The organism is uncultured Polaribacter sp., from assembly GCF_947503855.1.
Taxonomy (GTDB): domain Bacteria; phylum Bacteroidota; class Bacteroidia; order Flavobacteriales; family Flavobacteriaceae; genus Polaribacter.
The window spans coordinates 1-20,144 of record NZ_CANNFF010000014.1 but is presented as its reverse complement, the minus strand read 5'-3'; the positions used below and the strand labels follow the sequence as shown (position 1 = coordinate 20,144).

Below are 20,144 nucleotides of genomic sequence, written 5' to 3'. Positions count from 1 at the left end.
GCGAATTCAACAAACCATAATTCCACCCATATGAAAAAAATATTATTATATCTGTTGATGATTGGTTTTTTGAATACAATTTCAGCACAAAAGAAATTATCTGCAACATTAAAAAGTGCTACTAGAGTTTCAGAAGAAGGAGAAGGAGGATTATTTTTTGCTGGAGAAAGAGATGTAAATTATAGGTTCGGAAAAAGAATTACGCCTCATGGAGATTGCGTAGATGTTATCAACGGATATGCATTTGTTACCTGGTATAAGGGTGGTATGGACAAACGAAACTTAATGTTGTCCAGAAAAAATTTAACCGTAGAAAACTCACCTTGGGTAACCATTCAGTTTCCTCATCAACATGTAGGTCAAAGTGGTGAGCTTTTTAAAGGAACAGGAATTAGAGGAGATTCTCACAATACAGCTGCAATAGGAATAAGTACTATAGACAACACCATACATATCATTTACGACATGCATGCATACTCTAAAAGTGCCTTACCAACTGTATTTTTTAACTACTCTGTGTCTAAGAAAGACATGGCTTTTGTGCCTGATAACGAGTTTACTTTAGAAATTTTTAATGCAAAAAGAACATATCTTAAAAATGGGCAGAACTATGAACGTTTAACATATCCAATGATTCATAGGGCTGATGATGGTAGTTTAATTGCAAGATACAGAAAAGGCGGTTCTGGTAATGGAGATATTTTACTAGCACATTATGATGGTACTTCTTGGTCTAATAATTGGATATATCATGAAGGTACTTTAGCACTACCTAATAGAAATAATATGTATGGAGGCGAACGTTTTTTAAACGGTAAATTTTATGCTGGATTCTCTATAAGATATTCTACAAATAACAATACAAGTACAAGTAATGGGTATATGTTAAATAGTGGATTGTATTATGCTTATACAAATGGTATTCCTAAAAATCAAGCTACCCAATGGTTTGATGTAAACGATAACCCAATAGAATTACCCATAAAAAATAATATAAACCCAAACTCAGATCCAGTACAAATTGCGCAACCTGGAGATGATTTTGGAACAGCTACATTCCCTAGATCATCTTCAGATCCAGCTTGGACAGTTACCGAAAACGGAGCCATTCATTTTGTGCAAAGAGTAGATAATAGAAATGTACATTATTATAAAAAAGCTACTGACGATAATTTTTCTAAAAATGCAGGTGGTTTAATTCCTAATCCAGATACAAGAGGCGAAATATATAGCTACAAAAACCATGTGTTTATGGTAGAATTGATCAATGGAAAAGTAAATATTAAAACTACTTTAGAAGGCGAGAATAACTGGCAAGTAATCTATACAGATCAAGAAAACATTCGTTTTAATCATTTTGATGCCTTTGTAAATGATGATAAATTGTACGTGTATTTGATGGAAGATACAGGAAATAATACTGTTGGTGTAGGTGATAAGCGCCCATTATATTTTCAAGAATTTAATTTATCTGAAATAGAAGATGCAAGTGGAAGTTTAATAAAAGTTTTAGAAGCAGAAGATTTTACCACAGCTTCCAATGATATTACTGTTGGAACAAACAGTGCAGCTTCAGGAGGAAAATACATAGATTCATTTACAAGCAATCAATTTTTAGAATATAAATTTGATATTACTGATGCCGGTAATTACGATGTTGTATTACATGTTGCTGTTAGAAATAGAGACGATTCTATGATGGACGTCGAAATAAATGATCAGTTATTTAACAACTTCTTAGTGGCAAAAACGGGTGATTGGAATATTTATGGTGAAAATAGAATCGAAAATATCAACTTAAATCAAGGAGAAAATACCATAAAATTAACTCAAAAAAGGTCTCTTTCTAGCGAGCCAGATAAAATTGAAATTTTCTCAAAATCAGCTTTAAGTACAAATAGTTTTAATAAAAACAATATTCGCATTTATCCAAATCCAAGTAATGGTGTTTTTACATTAAATACGTCTATAAAAAATATAGAATATCAATTGATAAATGTACAAGGTAGAACTTTACAACAAGGCATTATTAATAAAAACCAACTTGACTTTTCTAGGTACGCAAAAGGTATGTACTTATTGCGTTTAAAATCAACTGATAATAGTACTCTTATAAAACGCATCATTCTAAAATAAAAATAAATAAATAAATAAAAAAGAACACTATGAATAAAAATGTAACGCACTTATTTTTTATACTATTCATGGTGGTACTTTATGCCTGTACTCCACGAAAAGAAGTAAAAATTGACGGAGAATTAAAAAAATGGCACAGAATTGTTTTAAATTTTGAAGGACCAGAAACTGATGAAATGGATGAGAATAATCCATTTTTAAACTATCATTTAGAGGTTACCTTTATAAACGGTTCAGAAAAGTTTGTAATTCCTGGTTTTTTTGCAGCAGATGGCAATGCAGCTGAAACAAGCAGTGCAAAAGGAAATATTTGGCAAGTACGTTTTACACCTAATAAAACTGGTAAATGGGCGTATACTACATCCTTTAAAAAAGGAAAACATATTGCTGTTGCAGATAACATAAATGATGCTGAAAGTGCTGGTTTTATGGACAATCAAACAGGAACATTTACAATAAGTAAGTCTGATAAAACAGGGAAAGACAATAGAGCTAAAGGAAAACTAGAATATGTTGGAGAATCCTATTTAAAATTTGCAGAAACTCAAAAATATTTTATAAAATTAGGAGTAGATGCACCCGAAAATTTATTGGCGTATTCAGACATAGATGTATCAACCAATGCATTAGGATTTCAAAAAAAGTGGCAACCACATGCCAAAGATTTTGAAGATAGTGCAACACCTTATTTATGGCAAAATACAAAAGGTAAAAATTTATTAGGAGCCATTAACTATTTAGCTGAAGAAGGTTTAAATGTGTTTTCTTTTTTAACCTTTAATGTGGATGGTGATGATAGAAATGTGTTTCCTCACTTATTAAAAGTATCTATTCCAGAATATGAAAAATATGCAAGTAAAAAGAAAAATAAAGAAGCTTGGGAAACTATGTTTCATAAAACCAGGTTCGATATTTCTAAACTAGCACAATGGGAGTGTATTTTTGAATACGCAGAAACCAAAGGAATGTTTTTGCACTTTAAAACGCATGAAACAGAAACCGATCATTTAATGGATAAAGGTGCTTTTGGTGTGGAAGGAAAACTGTATTACAGAGAATTAATTGCGAGATTTGGGCATCATTTATCAATGAACTGGAATTTAGGTGAAGAAAACAATCAACCCATTCCAGAAGTACTCAAAGCAGCCAATTACGTTGCTAATTTAGATACTTATAAGAGTCATTTGGTGATACATACTTTTCCGAATAAAGATGATAGATATGCAGATTTGATAGGAAATCAATCTCCATTAACAGGTGCATCATTACAGTTAAGTCACCCTGAATTTATAGATGTAAACCCTAGAGTGTTAAAATGGCGAAAAAAATCAAATGCAACTGGAAAAAAATGGGCAATTGCTGTTGATGAACCTGGAAAAGCAAAAATAGCCTTATTACCAGATGATGAAGATCCAGAACACAATTTTGCAAGAGGGAGAGCCATGTATGGAACTTTATTTGCAGGTGGTTTTGGGGTGGAATGGTATTTTGGCTATGCAAGTCCAAATTCCGATTTAACCTGTCAAGATTTTAGAAGTCGAGATTTATTCTGGAAGCAAAACAAATATGCACTACAGTTTTTTGAGAAAATTCCTTTTTGGGAAATGGAACCCAAAAACGACTTGATAATTTCTAAAGATGTTGCCTATTGTTTCGCTAAAGAAAACAACGTATATGCAATCTATGTTGAAGCCAATGCCAATAACATAAAACTGAATCTTGCAAATACGAGTAATACCTTTTCAGTAAAATGGTACAATCCAAGAACTGGAGGAACACTACAAAATGGCTCTGTAACTTCTATTAAAGGAAATGGAGAAGTATATTTGGGGAATCCACCATCAGATATTGAAAAAGATTGGTTAATACTGATCACCAAAAAGTAAACTTCAAAACAAAAAACAGCAACTATTTTACCTTATTTATATGCTATTTTATCAAAAAATAGTAAGGTACAGGATAGTCATTCTTAAATAAACTATTAAATTTATCATAATTTATTAAAAATAACCTAGGTTTATAATGAATTCATCCTAGAATTATTAATTAAAAATCAAATAACAATTATGAAGAAAATTTTACACAAATTATTATTTATAGCGCTGCTTGTAAGTTGTTCTGCAATTTATAGTCAAATTACAGTTGAGGCAGAGAATGGAATAGTAGCAGGTGGAACTCCTGGAACGACGGCTGTACTAGGTTCTGAAAATGGTGGTACTGACAATGTGTTAATAAATGTTCGTAAAAGTTCAAGTACAGATAATACGATTACGAATAGTGTAACGATTCCTACTACTACTAACTATGATTTTAAGTTAACATATTATAAGAGTGGTTCTTCAGGGTCTGAACACGATAATACTTTAGAATTTCGTGCTAATGGAGTTCTTAAATTTACACATGAATTAAAAAAGAATGCATCACCTGATGGTACTGCTACTACTGCAGCTTATGGAACTGTAACAATTTCAAATATCGCTTTGGATGCAGGAACGTATGATATAGAATTAAGAGCAAAAGACCCTAAAGGTTTTAATATAGATAATTATATAATATCAGAAACACCTCCAAGTCCTACTATGACATCAACTGGTAATGGGGACTGGAATAATCCTGATACATGGACTGTGTCTGGTGCAGTAGCAACTGTTCCTAGTATAACTCCTACAGCAGAGTATGAAGTTGTACTCAATGGACATGTTGTAACAATACCTTCGAATATGGGAGCAGCGGCTGCAAAATCAATCGAGGCTACTGGCTCAGGACAATTGATTTTACGCCAAAACAATACGCTAACAGTAGAAGAAGATATCACTTTATCTAGATCTAATGATGGGATGATTTTGTATGCTCAAAATGGAAATTTTTCTACCGTTACCTTTGGAGGTACCTATACTACTGGTAAGAAAACGACCATTGTCAAAAGACTGTCACAAGACAAGTGGACTTTAGTTTCATCAGGTTTAAGTAATTCAAAACAATTTAAAACTCTTGATGATTCAAGAAACTTTACAGTTAAGGTAGGTACAAAACATGCTTTTGGTTCTTATGACAATACTGCTGCATCTGGATCTAAATATACATATGTTGTTGATGGTTATGGCACGGGACCTACTTGGGGTAGTGGAATCGGATGGGCTACGAAGTCAGATGAAAATACAGCGATTACAACAGACACAAAGCACGATGTAGTTTTTCAAGGAGATTTACACTCAGCAGATGTTCCTGTTTCTTTAGCCAATGCAGGATTTAACTTGGTAGGGAACCCTTACCCAGCCTATTTATATGGAAATAGCGCTACAGCAGACGCTACCAATAATGTATTAACTGAAAACAGTAGCATACTATCAGAAGCTACCTTGTGGCTTTGGGATTCAGACAATGAAGCATGGATTACCAAGAATCAATCTAGTGGTGCATATCATATTAGCCCTCTTCAAGGATTCTTTGTAAAAACAAATGCAGGGTCAACAACATTTAGTTTTACAGAAGCAATGCAGACCCATATTTCTAATAGTGACTCGTTCTTAAAAACTTCTAATAATAGATTTTCTATAGATTTATCTATTGAAAGTCAAGGAAGAAGAACAAGTACTTCGATCAACTATTTAGAGAACACAACGAGCTCTTTTGATAATGGTTACGACAGTTCCGTATTCGGAGGATATAGCAGTGCGTTTGAAGTATACACCAAGCAATTATCAGGAGATGTAAATAAGAAATTGGCCATTCAGTCTATACCCAATTTAGATTATGACAGTATGGTAATACCTGTTGGGTTAAGCGTATCAGCAAATTCAGAAATTACATTTTCTGCAAAAACTTTAAATGTACCAACAGGTTATAAAGTATATTTAGAAGATAGATTAAACAATACGTTTACAAGGTTAGATGAAGCAAATGCAGAATACACTACTCCAGTTTCAGAAACTTCTACAGAAGGTCGTTTTTACTTGCATACTTCAGCTAAATCTGTTTTAAGTACAGATAAAGAACTGTTAAATAGTGTGAGTATTTATAAATCGAATGCTTCAACGTTAAAAATTGTTGGTTTATCTCAAGGAAAAACGAGTGTAAAAATCTATAATGTTTTAGGAAAAAAAGTAATGAGTTCTAATTTCAATGCCAATGGTGTTAAAGAAATTTCTTTACCAAAATTATCTTCAGGGGTTTATGTTGTTCAATTAGAAACTGAAGCTGGTAAATTAAACAAAAAAATTGTTTTAGAATAATCATCAACCTTATAAATATAGCACATTATGAATAAAAATATAAAAAATACACAAGAAAACATAGAAGACATTACACGTAAAGAAGCTATTAAAAAGATAGGTAATTACGGTAAATATGCAGCATTAACTGCATTAGGTACGTATATGATTTTAAATCCACAAAAAGCACAAGCTTCAAGTCCAGAAGCACCTGGAACAGGGTTTTAATAATAAGTCTTAAAATTTTTTAAAAAAAACACCAACTTTTCAAAGTTGGTGTTTTTTGTTTTAACATAACACTACAGGATATATTTTTAGTTTTCTGTCTTTAGATTTGTTAGTTATAAGTTTAGCTACAAACAAAAAAAGAAAATAAAATCAAATAGGTCAAAACAATATACCGGAGACTGTATCATTCTATATAACGTTAATAAATTCAATGCTAAAAAAGCAAAAGAACTTTTTAAAATTCAATAATAAAAATGATTAAAAAATTAACAATTGTAGTTGCATTTATATGTTTTATGTTGCAACTAAATGCGCAACAAAGTAGAACAAAATACAACTTTAATCCAGATTGGAAATTTATCAAAGCAAATCCAACTGACGCACAATTGGTAAATTATGATGATTCAAGTTGGTTTACAATAAGCACGCCTCATACGTTTAACGATACAGATACGTTTGATGATTTAAGTATTGGAAAACATATTGGAGAAAAAAATCAGTTTAGAGGAACAGTTTGGTATAGAAAACATTTTAAACTGCCAAAGTCAGATGCAGGTAAAAAGATTTATATCGAATTTGAGTCGGTTCGTCAAATTGCAGATGTGTATATCAATGGTACATATTTAGGAACCAATAAAACTGGTTTTATTCCTTTTGGATATGATATTTCTAAACATTTAAAGTTCGATGGTCAAGAAAATATTATCGCAGTAAAAGTAAACAACGATAGAGGAGAACATTTTAGAGAAAACTTCCCTCTAGTTTGGCATCATGAGCATTGGCACCCAAACCATGGTGGAATTTATAGAAATGTTTTTTTACATGTAATGAACCCTGTTCATATTACATTGCCTTTATACGATAATTTAAAAACTGTGGGTACTTATGTTCATGCAGAAAACATATCAAAAAAGAGAGCAGATGTACACATTTCAGCAGAAACTGTAAATGAATCATCAGAAGAGAAAAAAATTACTTTCGAAGCTAAAATTATTGATACAGAAGGTAAAGAGGTAAGTTGTACTAAAAAAACGCAAACTTTAAAAGCAGGAGAAACTTTTACGTTTTCAACAAAAAATAAAGTCAAAAAACCGAACTTATGGTACACACGTAAACCATATATGTATCAAGTGGTAACCACTTTAAAAGAAGGTAAAAAAGAGTTAGATAGCTATACCACTCCTTTAGGAATAAGAACTTTTAAGTTTGATAAAGACACAGGTTTTCATAACAATGGAGAATATGCAAAACTTCATGGTTGGGGGCAAAAACCTACTGCAGGTTGGGCAGGTTTAGGAGCAGCACAACCAGATTGGTTAAAAGAATTTACGTATCGTTTAATGGACGAAGCTGGTGGTAATTTTATACGATGGGGGCATTGTGCAGGTTCTCCAGCAGAAATTGCGATGGGAGATAAATATGGTTTTGTAACCTTAATGCCTGGGGTTAGTGGAGAGTCTCAAGATGAAGGAGAAACTTGGGATATTAGAATTGCTGCTTTTAGAGATATGATTGTGTATTACAGAAATCATCCATCTATTTTTATTTGGGAAGGTGGTAACTGGGCAGAAACTGAGGCACATTATAAAGAAATTTTAGACATCATAAAAACTTATGATCCTCATGGAAAACGATTGATGGGGAACAGAAGAGCAGATGTAAAAGAAGACTCAGAACCCTATATTTCTATCGAAATTGGTACAGAAGGTTGGCAAAGAGAATATGCTCATTTGCCGTTAATTGAAAGTGAATATTTAAGAGACGAAGGTTCAAGACGTGTTTGGGATAAATTTACACCAGATGATAATTTTTGGACTCACCCAAATATCTCTAGAAATGTGTATAAAATTGGTTCAGAAGTGTTTGCAGTGCGTCAAGTAGAAGATTGGTGGGACAAGATGGGTAAAAAATCCTATCATAGTGGTGGTGCCAATTGGGTTTTTTCTGATGGACCTCATGGAGGAAGAAATCCAACAGAAGTTACCAGAGCAAGTGGCGAGGTAGATGCTGTCAGATTAAAAAAAGAAGCTTTTTACGCTACAAAAGCAATGTGGAGACCAGAAGCTCAAATTCACGTAATTGGACATTGGAATTACGAAAAAGGAACTAAAAAAACCATGTATGTAGTTTCTAACTGTACAAAAGTAAAACTATATATTAATAACAAATTAATTGGAACAGATGAAAAAGCAGACAATGGGTATTTATATAAATTCCCTAATGTTGTATTCCAAGAAGGAGAAATTAAAGTTGAAGGGTATTTAAATGACAAATTGTTGGTAACTCAAACTAAAAAAACCGTTGGAGAGCCAGTTGCCATAAAATTAACGTCTACTGTTGGTCCAAAAGGTTGGTTGGCTAATGGTTCAGATATTGCTTTAGTTGATTTTGAAATTGTAGATAAAGATGGAAACAGACATCCTTTAGGAAGAAATAAAGTAGATTTTACAATATCAGGACCAGGAATTTGGAGAGGTGGTTACAATAGTGGAAAAGCAAATACCACAAACAATTTATTTTTAGATGCAGAAGCAGGTATCAATCGTGTAGCTATTAAATCTATGTTACAAGCTGGTGATGTAACCATTACAGCTACCACTGATGATGGTTTAAAGTCGGATACAATTACCATAACCTCACAACCTGTAGCCATAGAAAACGGAATGTCTACATTACTTCCTCAAGTGTATAACATAGCTTCAAATATAGAAGAACCCTTACCAATTCATTCACCAAAAACGGAACCTTATAATCCTGCAAGAGTAAACAAAAGTGACTTGTTTACCAAGTTCAGTTATACAGGAAATGGAAAAGCTGCACTAAGAAAAAATGTACATTGGGGTAAAAAAGCCTATACAGATATGGAGCATAACTATACTGTAATTCCTAGATATTTGGTAGGTTCAGAATATATTAGAGTTCCAAATTCTGATGGAAAATATTGGGCAAGAGACCAGTTGCAATTTATTGCAGGTAAAGACATGATTATTTATGTTGGGCATGATGATAGAGTAGAAAGACCCGTATTTTTAACTAAAGATTATATAGATACAGGAGATGATGTTAATTTAGGTGGCGTTAAAATGTCGCTCTTTAAAAGAGTAGCTAAAAAAGGAGAAAGTATCATTATGGCAGGAAATAGCGATGGTGATGTACCTGAAGAAAGTAGAATGTATTTTGTTATTGGAAAAACATTGAAAAAATAGAGATATAGTAAAGTTTTTTGAAAAAGAAAAAGTAAAGGTTTCTTGTAGTATAAATACCATTATAGTACAGGATACCTTTTTTCATTTTAAAATTTAATTTTATTAATTCAATTTATACAATATAAAATATCTTTAGATAGCCTGTTTATGAGTAATGAAATACATTTTAAAGTGTTGATTTTTATGTCATTATTCTGTTTTTTGAATTCTTTTGCTCAAAACCCAATTGTGCCAAATAAAGGATTAAATGATCCTCATATTCATATTTTTAACGATACTGCTTATGTGTATGCTTCTCATGATAAATCTATTAAGAACAAAAAGTTTATTATGGAAGATTGGTGGGTTTGGTCTTCACCAGATTTAGTAAATTGGACAAAAAGAAGCGTTTTAAATCCAAAAGACACATATATAGGTAAAGATTTTACCAGATGTTGGGCAACAGATGTAGCTTATAAAAACGGAAAATATTACTGGTATTTTTCTGAAGGAAATCAACAAACAGGTGTTGTGGTTGGAGATACGCCTGTTGGTCCATGGAAAGATCCTTTAGGAAAACCACTATTAACTTCAGAATTAACACCAACAGATGAATATGATATGGCTATTTTCGAAGAGAATGGTGAACACTATATTATTTTCGGAGTTTGGGACTATTATATTGCAAAACTGAATTATGACATGATTAGTTTATCAGAAAAGCCAAGAAAAGTTATCATAAATAACCCAAGAGGTCCTTACAATCAAGATGGTAAAAATTTAGAAAAACCCACAGACGACAAACCTTTTGTGCACAAATACAAGGATACATATTATTTGTCTTGGGGATGTTTTTATGCAATTTCCGATAATTTGTACGGACCTTATGATTATAAAGATACTGTTATAAAACAAGAAAGTTTTGCAAAAGGGTATGATGCTCCTACGTGGCCAAATGGTTTTTTACAAGGTAGACATGGTTCTTTTTTTGAATGGAACAACCAATGGTATTATACGTATTGTGATATTAGCCAAACAGGAAACCGCTACTTTAGAGATACCTTTATTAGTTATATTCATTACAAAGAAAATGGTGAAATGGCTACGATAAGAGTTGATGGTGTTGGTGTAGGAAATTACAATGCAAATAAAAAGATAGAAGCAGAAGAGTATTTTAAAGCAGAAGGTTTTCAAAAAAAAGAGGGTAAAAATAATTTTTTTGTAGAAACAATAGCCAATAAAAGTTTTCTCTATTTTCCAAATATCAAAAACTTAACAGACAAATCTAAACTTAAGATTAACGTTGCCTCAAAAAACGGGGGTAAATTTGCTATTGAAATTGTTAAAAATTCGCTAAAAGGACAAACTATAGCGAATAAGGTGTTTGATTTGCCACCAAATTCAATAAAAACACAAGAAATTACCATAAATTTGGAAACTCTAAAATATAAAGAAAACATATTTTTTTTAATAAATCAATTCACAAATAATCAATTACAAATCGATTCATTTTCATTTTCTAAATAATAAAAAACCAATGAGAAAATTACTAGTTTTATTTATTACAGCTATTCTTTTGCAAGCTTGTGGAGAATCTTCAACTTCAAAAAAAGACTACAAAGACAAATCTTTATCTATAGATGAAAGAGTAGAAGCATTACTTCCGCTAATGTCTACAGAAGAAAAAGTAGCACAAATGAGAATTTTTCATGCTAATATTGGAGCAAAACCAGATAAAGATGGAAATTTAGTTTTGTCAAAAAGAGTTATTAAAAAATTAAAATTAGGTATTGCAGGTATTAAAAACCCAGGAGAACATATAGATCCTGTAGCTGCTGCTAAAATGAATAATGAATTGCAGAAATACATCATCGAAAACAACAGATGGGGCATTCCTGCTTTGTTTGTAACTGAATCTTACAATGGTGTAGATGCAGAAGGTTGTACATTATTTGGTCGTCCAATGACCTCTGCAGCATCATTTAATCCTGAATTAGTACAAAGACAATGGGATGTTGTAGGAAGAGAAGCGCGTTTAAGAGGTATGCACATGTGCCATTCTCCAGAAGCAGATGTAGTTAGAGATCCTCGTTTTGGTAGAATGAGTGAAGCCTTTGGAGAAGATACCTATTTAACAACTCAAATGGTTAAAAATGCCATTATTGGTGTACAAGGAGATTACAAAGGTTTAGGTGCAGGAACACATATTGGAGCTGTTGCAAAGCACTTTGCTGGTTATGGTCAGGTTTTAGGTGGTTCTAACTTTGCAGCCATAGAAATTTCTGAAAGAACATTAATAGATGAAATTTATCCACCTTTTGAAGCGGCTGTAAAAGAAGCAAAAACTTTAGGGATTATGGCTTCTCATGGAGATTTAAACGGAGTTGCTTCTCATGGTAACAAAGAATTATTAACAGGTGTTTTAAGAGACGATTGGGGTTTTGAAGGCTATGTAGTTTCAGATTCTAATGACATTGCACGTTTATTTTACTTTATGGGTGTTGCAGAAACACCAGAAGCTGCTGCTCAAATGGGCTTAGAGGCAGGTATAGATATCGATTTATATGCAGAAGATTCGTATGCTTATTTACCAAAAATGGTAGAAAAAAATCCTGAATTAATGAAGTTAATTGACAGGTCTGTAAGACGTGTTTTAAGAACAAAATTTATCTTAGGTTTGTTTGACAATCCTTACATAGATTTAGAAGAAACTAAAAAAGGAGTGCGTGCAGCATCTTCTTTAGAATTGGCAAAAGAGTCTGATTTAGAGTCTATTATTTTGTTAAAGAACGAAGAAAACACGTTACCTTTAAATAAAAATAAATCAACAAGAGTTGCATTGTTAGGGCCTTTATTAAAAGAGAATACTAAAGAAATGTTTGAGTCTGCTGTTGGGAATAGCAATGTAAAATTCACCGCAGAAAAAGGATTCAACTTAACCAATGAAAAAGGAGGAGCTCCAAAATTGTTAGATAGAGATTCAAAAGCGATAACTAAATTGGTAAACATAGCTAAACGTTCTGATGTAGTTGTATTGTTTTTAGGAGGTGATGAATTTACGGCGAAAGAAGCGTATTTTAGCAATAGTACTTTAGGAGATAGAGCAACTATAGAACCTGTTGGGGCACAAGATGAATTGGTAGAAAAAATTACAGCTTTAGGTAAAAAAGTAATTGTAGTGTTAAAACACAGAAGAACATTATCTATAAACACTATTGCAAAAGAAGCAGATGCAGTTTTAGATACTTGGGATTTAAGTGAATTTGGAGATCATTCTACCGCTAAAATTATTTTTGGTGATGTGTCTCCTTCAGGTAAATCTCCAGTTACCATTCCAAGATCAATTGGTCAGTTACCTTATCATTATAGTATGAAAGAAATCAACTACAAAAAAGAATACTTATTCTTAGACAAGGGACCAATTTATCCTTTTGGACATGGATTAAGTTATGGGAAATTTGAATATTCAGATATTAAATTATCAAGTACAGAAATTACACCAGATACAGAAATTACTGCAAGTGTAACAGTTACTAACAATAGTAAAGTAAAAGCTAAAGAAGTAATACAAATGTATCTTAAAGATGAAATAGGTTCAGTAACAAGACCAGATAAAGAATTAAAAGGTTTTCAAAAAATTGAATTTGCTGCAGGAGAAAGTAAAACAATATCTTTTACAATTACACCTAAAATGTTAGAATTTACAGGTATAACTATGAAAAAAGTATTAGAAGCTGGAGATTATACCGTAAAAATAGGAACTTCATCAAAAGAATATTTAGAAGCAAAATTTAAATTAAAAAAATAGATTTAAAATGAACAAATCAATCTTATCATTATTAGTTGTTGTACTAACACTTTTTAGTTGTTCAGTATCACAAAATACGGTAGCTCAAAAATCAATTGATTTAGATAACGAAGCAATTCAAAAATCAATGATTAAAGCTTTAGAGTGGCAAGAGGCACATCCTATTTTTGCAATTGCACCTACAGATTGGACAGCAGGAGCGTATTATACAGGTGTGGCAAGAGCACATAAAACTACAAAGAACATGATGTATATGGCTGCACTAAAAAACCAAGCATATTGGAATAAGTGGCAGACTTATAAAAGATTGCATCATGCAGATGATGTTGCAATTTCTTACAGTTATTTATATGTGGCTAGAAATGAAAAAAGAAGAAATTTTGCAGATTTAGAACCAACAAAGAAGTTCTTAGACACGCATTTATTTGAAGACAATAATTGGAAATCTGGTAAGGATAAAAGTAAGGAAGCAAAAACCATTTTATGGTGGTGGTGTGATGCTTTATTTATGGCACCTCCAGTAGTTAATTTATATGCAAAACATACCAAACAGCCAAAGTATTTAGAAGCGATGCATAAATATTATATGGAAGCGTACAATAGATTGTATGACAAAGAAGAAAACTTATTTGCTAGAGATATGCGTTTTGTTTGGCAAGGAAAAGATTCAGACAGAAAAGAGCTAAATGGTAAAAAAGTATTTTGGTCTAGAGGAAATGGTTGGGTACTTGGTGGTTTAGCATTACTTTTAGATGATATGCCTAAAGACTATGAACACAGAGATTTCTATGTAAATCTTTACAAAGAAATGGCATCTAAAATTTTAAAGATTCAGCCAGAAGATGGTTTATGGAGAACAAGTTTATTAAGTCCAGAGTCTTACAATCATGGAGAAGTTAGTGGAAGTGGTTTTTACACTTTTGCTTTAGCATGGGGAATTAACAATGGTTTGTTAGATAAAAAACACACTCCAGCAGTTAAAAAAGCATGGAAAGGTTTAGCGGCTTGCCAACATGAAGATGGTAGAGTTGGTTGGGTACAAAATATTGGTGCTTTTCCAGAACCAGCATCTGCAGATAGCTGGCAAAACTTTGGTACAGGAGCTTATTTATTAGCGGGTAGTGAAGTTTTAAAATTGAAATAATAGATTTACATATTTAATGTAAACAAAAAAATCGAGGAATTTTTCCTCGATTTTTTTTGATCTAAACAATACGTTTTATTTGATTACTAATAGTTTATTTTTTCAAATACCTGGAAGTATATTTCCTATATTTTGCTGGAATTTTAGTAATCGATTTTATTTTAACATCTTTATAAAACGCTTCTGCAGCCTCTGATTGTAGTTGAATTCTGCCTTTTGTAAGTGGAAGAATTTTACCATCTAAATTTTTATATTTAGAGTTGAATAAAGCCATAACAACCTTCCCATTTACAATATGCAAACTAGTACCTTCGTAAGAAATTAGTTCTAGGGTATTCCATTCTCCATGAGGTTTTTCATTGTCGAAACCTTTGTTAACGTGCGCAGGAAATTTTCTTTCAATACTAGAAAATGTATTTAATTTAGCTTTGTGGGTGTAATCAAATTCTTTTTCGCCGTCTTTTTTTATGGATGGAATCTCAATTTGAGTTCCTGCTAAACTGTAATAATCGCCCATATCAGTTTCTTGAACTTGAAATTCTTGAGACTGCATCCAAACGTTCCAAAATTTAGTGTAAGGTCCAATACAATGGTATAAAATTCCATTATCACGCTTTCTTTTTAATCTTGGTTCCCAAACTTTTTCTCCCCATTTAAATTGAAGCTTTAAATGATAATTTTCGTATTCTTTTTTAGTGGTTAAAGCACCATATATTTCTCCAGAAATATGTAATACTTTTTCATCATTGATTGTTTTAAAAGTAAATACATTTTTAGGATCGTTATTTAAGCCTAATGGTTTTGCATTTTTGCCATCACTTTTTGGATCAACATTTTCTAATCCTTTTACAGTTTTATGAGGTGCACCAATAAAAGTGTCCCAATATTTAGAAGGGTTTTTACCAAATAACTTCGTCCATTTTTTTGAGATAACTGCTTCTTTTTTTAGTTGAGCAGCCCAAAGAATACCACCTTCAATATGCTTGTAAAAACGTACATCATCATAAATGGAAATAGTGTGTCCTAAAACTGTATAAAATACACGTCCACCATCATAAATATGACTCCAACTTATAGGATGATTGTCGGTATTCATTTGTTTTCCTTTGTACGATTTTTCATCAACAGTAGCTAAAACAGAAACATGTTTGCCTACGGGTTTTTTAAAATTATACCATTCGTCTTTAAAAACTTCTGTTTCTTTAAAACCAGTTACAGCTGGGTGATTGGTATCTTTATTAACATAAACTGTTGCAGGTTGTACTTTTGGGTGGTTTTTAAAAGTAGCACCAATCATTTCTGTAAACCAATTCCATTCCATTTCTGTGTCAGAAGCTGCATGAATGCCTACAAAACCTTTTCCTCTAGCAAAATAGTTTTTTAAAGCATTTTTTTGAGCATCAGAAAACAAATCTCCAGTTGTGTTTAAAAATACTAGCACATCATAATTAGCAAGATTTTTGGTTGTAAAATCCTCAGAGTTTTCAGAAAAAGTAATTTTCCAATTATTAGTTGAAGCCATTTTAGCTAAAAAATCTTTTCCTTTTGGGATAGATTTATGTCTAAAAGATCCTGTTTTAGAAAATACTAAAACATCTAAAAGATTCTCTTGAGCAATAAAAACTGTTGAAAATAGGAAAAGAAATACTGTAAAAATGTGTTTTAAAAATTTCATAGATGTGTTTTATTGTGTTTAATTTCCTGCTGTATAAGATGATGGTGCATTTTGAATACTTTTTCCTTTACCAACGGATGTAAAGACAATGCCAGCCCATCTAGCTCTTGTATATTCATTACCATCTGTACCAACTTTTGCGGTTACCGTTATTTTGTCTCCCTTTTTTAGGGTAATGTTTTCCCAGGTTTTATTGTAAGGTTTACCTTCCACAAAAAGTCTTTTGGTAATTTCAGGTTGATAAGAACCAATTTTTGTATCGTTAATAAATAAAGTAAAAGTTGAGTGTCCATCGTTTTCTCCTACGCCTACAAATACAATATCATAGTTGCCAGACTCAAAATTAAAAGAAGTACGGGTAGTTGCTTCTTTGTGTTTTTCAGGATGCACAGCCAACCAATTTTTACCATGCTTGTAAAAGTTGGTATTTTTAATTGAGAAGTCTTGAGCAGCAATTGACTTATTTTCTTTTGAAGACTTTGCTATGGTTTTAAAATAAGAATATTTTACTTCAGGAAAAGCTTTAGGTAATTTACCTTTGGCTAAAACTACTTTTTGATCCTTTCCAATAGGTGTATAATTAATATCTTTTGTCAGTAGAAATTTATCAAATTCAAAGCCATCTTCTCGCATACTAAATGTAATCCTATGTACACCAGCTTTATTAATATCTAAATATATTTGATGAGGTATACCACAATGTATTTCTTTAGTTCGTTGGCTGTTAGACCATGTCCATTCGTTTTTTCCTTTGCACCATTGTATTCTTCTTCCGTTTTCTGGCCATTCATTATTTAAACCAACATGCAAACCATTATCTTCAGAACCAGTGCTAAAAGCTCTAACCCAAACATAATACCTACCAGCAGTATTAAATTTTATTTGGTAATTTAAAACACCTACTTCACCAGGTTTATTAGAAAAGTTTGTGCCACGAACCAATTTATCTGAATGTGTAACTCTTTCGTCAGGTAATATTTCTAAGTAAGCATTATTACTAGCGTCATAAATATGTTTACCATCTTCATCTCTACCAACATTTACTTGTTCGTTTTTAGAAGTCCTATACCACTGTCTAATATTTGATGCTGTTTGTTGGTAGTAATATTCAGCTTCTACAGCAACCATTCCGTCTTTTTCTTGAAAAACAACATTGCTATCTATTAAAGCTTTAATAGGTTTTTTATTTTGGGCATTTAGGTTTAAACTAAAAAGAATAGCACAAGCAACAAGTTTCACTAGAGAATGTTTCATTTTATAAAAAAATTAATTCTTATAAAAGTACAAGCTTTGTTTTAATGTAGTGCCCTGTGCTATCCTGAAATTATTCCTAAAAAACTTTAAAAAAAAGGTGAGTACAGGATGCTTTTAAGAATCAATGTAAATAAATTTATCAACCTTTAAAACCAAAACATAGTTTTATGAAAAAAATACTATTTGTATCAATCTTAACATTATTTATCTCGATTAGTTGTCAGCAAAAAGAAGACAACATATCTAAAAAAGATGCAGAAATTGAAGCTAAAGTTCAAGACTTATTAAGTCAAATGACTTTAGAAGAAAAAATTGCAGAAATGACGCAGGATGCTCCTGCAAATAAAAGATTAGGAATTCCATATATGAAGTATGCAGAAGCGCTTCATGGAGTTTGGCTAGTACTAGATTATTATGGTAATACAACTGTGTATCCTCAAGCCATTGCTGCAGCTTCTACTTGGCAACCTGAATTAGTTAAAAAAATGGCATCCCAAACTGCTTTAGAAGCAAGAGCTTTAGGGGTAACACATACGTATTCGCCTAATTTAGATGTTATTTCTGGTGATCCAAGATATGGTAGAGTAGAAGAATCTTATGGAGAAGACCCTTATTTGGTGTCTAGAATGGGAGTTGCATTTATACAAGGTTTACAAGGAATGGGTGATGAACGATTTGATGAAAACCATGTGATTGCTACTGCAAAGCATTTTATTGGTTATCCTGAAAACAGAAGAGGTATCAATGGAGGTTTTAGTGATATGTCAGAACGTCGTTTACGAGAAGTTTATTTACCACCTTTTGAGGCTGCTATTAAAGAAGCAAAAGTAGGTGCTGTTATGCCAGGGCATCAAGATTATAATGGAGTTCCAAACCACATGAACACTTGGTTATTAAAAGATATTTTAAGAGATGAGCTAGGTTTTGATGGTTTTATTGTTTCTGATAATAATGATATTGCTCGATTAGGAACCATGCACTTTATTGCTGAAACCAGAACTGAGTCAGCTATTTTAGGCTTAAAAGCAGGTGTAGATATGGACTTAGTAATTGGAAAGAATGAGAAGCTTGCAGCATATAATACCAAAGTATTAAAAGATACCATAACTAAGAATCCTAAATTAGAGAAATACATTGACAAAGCAACATCTCGTATTTTAAAAGCAAAATACCAATTGGGTTTATTTGATGCAGAACCAAAAAAGATTGACAAGAAAACTGTAAATGCCGGAAGAAAAGAACATCAAGATTTTTCTTATGAAATGGCAAAAAAAGCAATCATTTTGTTAAAAAATGATAATAATGTATTGCCTTTAGATTTATCAAAAATTAAATCGTTAGCTGTAATTGGGCCAAATGCACATGAAAACAGACCTAAAAAAGGAACCTATTCTTTATTAGGTGGTTATTCTGGTTTGCCTCCATTTTATGTTTCTGCTTTAGATGGAATAAAAGCTAAAGTTGGCGATAAAGTAAAAATCAATTATGCAAAAGGTTGCGATTTATTAAGCAATTCTAAAGCAGGTTTTCCAAAAGCAATTGCAGCTGCCAAAAAATCTGATGCAGTTATTTTGGTAATTGGAGGTTCTAGAAGAACTGGTGGTGAAGGTGCAGATAGAGCTGATTTAGATTTATATGGTGTGCAGAAACAATTGGTAAAAGCAATACATAAAACAGGCAAACCTGTTGTTGCGGTTTTAATTAATGGTAGACCATTGTCAATAAATTACGTTGCAGAAAATATTCCATCAATTTTAGAAACGTGGTATTTAGGTATGCGTTCTGGAGATGCTATTGCAGATGCTATTTTTGGAGATGTAAATCCAGGAGGAAAATTAACAGTTTCTTTCCCAAGATCTGTAGGCCAAGTTCCTGTAACCTATTTACAACGTCCAGATTTTATTGGATCTGGAAAAGGACAATTTAGAGATGCAGATAAATCTCCATTATTTCCTTTCGGATATGGATTAAGTTACACAACATTTACATACAGTAAACCAACTTTTAAAGATGCAATAATTAATACTGATGAAAGTACAACAGTTTCTGTAGATGTTACCAATACAGGAAAAAGAGCTGGTGATGAAGTTGTGCAAATGTATGTAAGAGATGATTATGCTTCAGTTGGACGTTACAATAAAATGTTGAAAGGTTTTGAACGTATTTCGCTAAAACCAGGAGAAACTAAAACCGTAACGTTTACTTTAGGTTTTGATGAACTTAATGTGTTGAATCAAGATATGAAAAAAGTTGTAGAACCAGGAACGTTTACAATTTCTGTTGGGGCTTCATCACAAGAAAGTGATTTGCAAAAAGCAACCTTAACTGTTAAATAATTAACTTTTTAAAAAGATTTTATAAACCTCATATTCATGTAATATGAGGTTTTTTTGTCAGGATACCTCAGGATACAAATTAATAAATAAAACCCGTTGTGCATTATGATTTAAGAAAAAAAAGTTGTTCATATTACTGAAAATCAGTAAATTGATTTAACCACAAA

11 protein-coding genes are annotated in these 20,144 nt (G+C 32.1%); 9 read left to right on the top strand and 2 right to left on the bottom strand.

What is annotated here, in order from left to right; genetic code table 11:
• Positions 1-30 precede the first annotated feature (30 nt).
• The 8 genes from Q0662_RS11430 (at position 31) to Q0662_RS11395 (ending at position 14,712) form a co-directional block, all read left to right on the top strand.
• Positions 31-2,136, top strand: coding sequence for a BNR-4 repeat-containing protein (locus Q0662_RS11430; RefSeq protein WP_298949884.1), 2,106 nt, complete (start codon positions 31-33; stop codon positions 2,134-2,136).
• A 29-nt stretch (positions 2,137-2,165) separates the two neighbouring features.
• On the top strand, positions 2,166-4,022 hold the full coding sequence (locus Q0662_RS11425; protein ID WP_298949881.1) for a DUF5060 domain-containing protein: 1,857 nt from the start codon (positions 2,166-2,168) through the stop codon (positions 4,020-4,022).
• 180 nt (positions 4,023-4,202) lie between these two features.
• On the top strand, positions 4,203-6,368 hold the full coding sequence (locus tag Q0662_RS11420; RefSeq protein WP_298949878.1) for a T9SS type A sorting domain-containing protein: 2,166 nt from the start codon (positions 4,203-4,205) through the stop codon (positions 6,366-6,368).
• A gap of 27 nt (positions 6,369-6,395) precedes the next feature.
• A complete protein-coding gene (locus Q0662_RS11415) occupies positions 6,396-6,575 on the top strand; it encodes a hypothetical protein (protein WP_298949876.1) in 180 nt (59 codons plus the stop codon).
• 254 nt (positions 6,576-6,829) lie between these two features.
• A complete protein-coding gene (locus Q0662_RS11410; RefSeq protein WP_298949873.1) occupies positions 6,830-9,781 on the top strand; it encodes a glycoside hydrolase family 2 protein in 2,952 nt (983 codons plus the stop codon).
• Positions 9,782-9,964: 183 nt separating this feature from the next.
• Positions 9,965-11,287 (top strand): family 43 glycosylhydrolase, encoded by a 1,323-nt coding sequence (locus tag Q0662_RS11405; protein ID WP_298949871.1) that lies wholly within the window; start codon positions 9,965-9,967, stop codon positions 11,285-11,287.
• A 10-nt stretch (positions 11,288-11,297) separates the two neighbouring features.
• A complete protein-coding gene (locus Q0662_RS11400) occupies positions 11,298-13,568 on the top strand; it encodes a glycoside hydrolase family 3 N-terminal domain-containing protein (protein WP_298949868.1) in 2,271 nt (756 codons plus the stop codon).
• Between the two features lie 7 nt (positions 13,569-13,575).
• Positions 13,576-14,712 carry a glycoside hydrolase family 88 protein gene (locus tag Q0662_RS11395; protein WP_298949866.1) on the top strand — a complete coding sequence of 379 codons (1,137 nt, stop codon included), beginning with the start codon at positions 13,576-13,578 and terminating at the stop codon, positions 14,710-14,712.
• A 94-nt stretch (positions 14,713-14,806) separates the two neighbouring features.
• Here Q0662_RS11395 and Q0662_RS11390 read toward each other — a convergent pair whose 3' ends face one another.
• On the bottom strand, positions 14,807-16,387 hold the full coding sequence (locus Q0662_RS11390) for a ThuA domain-containing protein (protein ID WP_298949863.1): 1,581 nt from the start codon (positions 16,385-16,387) through the stop codon (positions 14,807-14,809).
• A gap of 18 nt (positions 16,388-16,405) precedes the next feature.
• Positions 16,406-17,641 carry a hypothetical protein gene (locus tag Q0662_RS11385; RefSeq protein WP_298949860.1) on the bottom strand — a complete coding sequence of 412 codons (1,236 nt, stop codon included), beginning with the start codon at positions 17,639-17,641 and terminating at the stop codon, positions 16,406-16,408.
• Between the two features lie 167 nt (positions 17,642-17,808).
• Here Q0662_RS11385 and Q0662_RS11380 point away from each other — a divergent pair, with 167 nt between their 5' ends.
• Complete coding sequence (locus tag Q0662_RS11380; protein ID WP_298949857.1) at positions 17,809-19,977, top strand: beta-xylosidase; 2,169 nt, start codon at positions 17,809-17,811, stop codon at positions 19,975-19,977.
• The last annotated feature ends 167 nt before the right edge of the window (positions 19,978-20,144 follow it).

Coding starts and splice junctions, on each gene's coding strand:
- Q0662_RS11385 (WP_298949860.1), bottom strand. CDS start 17,641: ATGAAACATTCTCTAGTGAAACTTGTTGCTTGTGCTATTCTTTTTAGT.
- Q0662_RS11430 (WP_298949884.1), top strand. CDS start 31: ATGAAAAAAATATTATTATATCTGTTGATGATTGGTTTTTTGAATACA.
- Q0662_RS11415 (WP_298949876.1), top strand. CDS start 6,396: ATGAATAAAAATATAAAAAATACACAAGAAAACATAGAAGACATTACA.
- Q0662_RS11410 (WP_298949873.1), top strand. CDS start 6,830: ATGATTAAAAAATTAACAATTGTAGTTGCATTTATATGTTTTATGTTG.
- Q0662_RS11395 (WP_298949866.1), top strand. CDS start 13,576: ATGAACAAATCAATCTTATCATTATTAGTTGTTGTACTAACACTTTTT.
- Q0662_RS11425 (WP_298949881.1), top strand. CDS start 2,166: ATGAATAAAAATGTAACGCACTTATTTTTTATACTATTCATGGTGGTA.
- Q0662_RS11390 (WP_298949863.1), bottom strand. CDS start 16,387: ATGAAATTTTTAAAACACATTTTTACAGTATTTCTTTTCCTATTTTCA.
- Q0662_RS11380 (WP_298949857.1), top strand. CDS start 17,809: ATGAAAAAAATACTATTTGTATCAATCTTAACATTATTTATCTCGATT.
- Q0662_RS11420 (WP_298949878.1), top strand. CDS start 4,203: ATGAAGAAAATTTTACACAAATTATTATTTATAGCGCTGCTTGTAAGT.
- Q0662_RS11400 (WP_298949868.1), top strand. CDS start 11,298: ATGAGAAAATTACTAGTTTTATTTATTACAGCTATTCTTTTGCAAGCT.
- Q0662_RS11405 (WP_298949871.1), top strand. CDS start 9,965: ATGTCATTATTCTGTTTTTTGAATTCTTTTGCTCAAAACCCAATTGTG.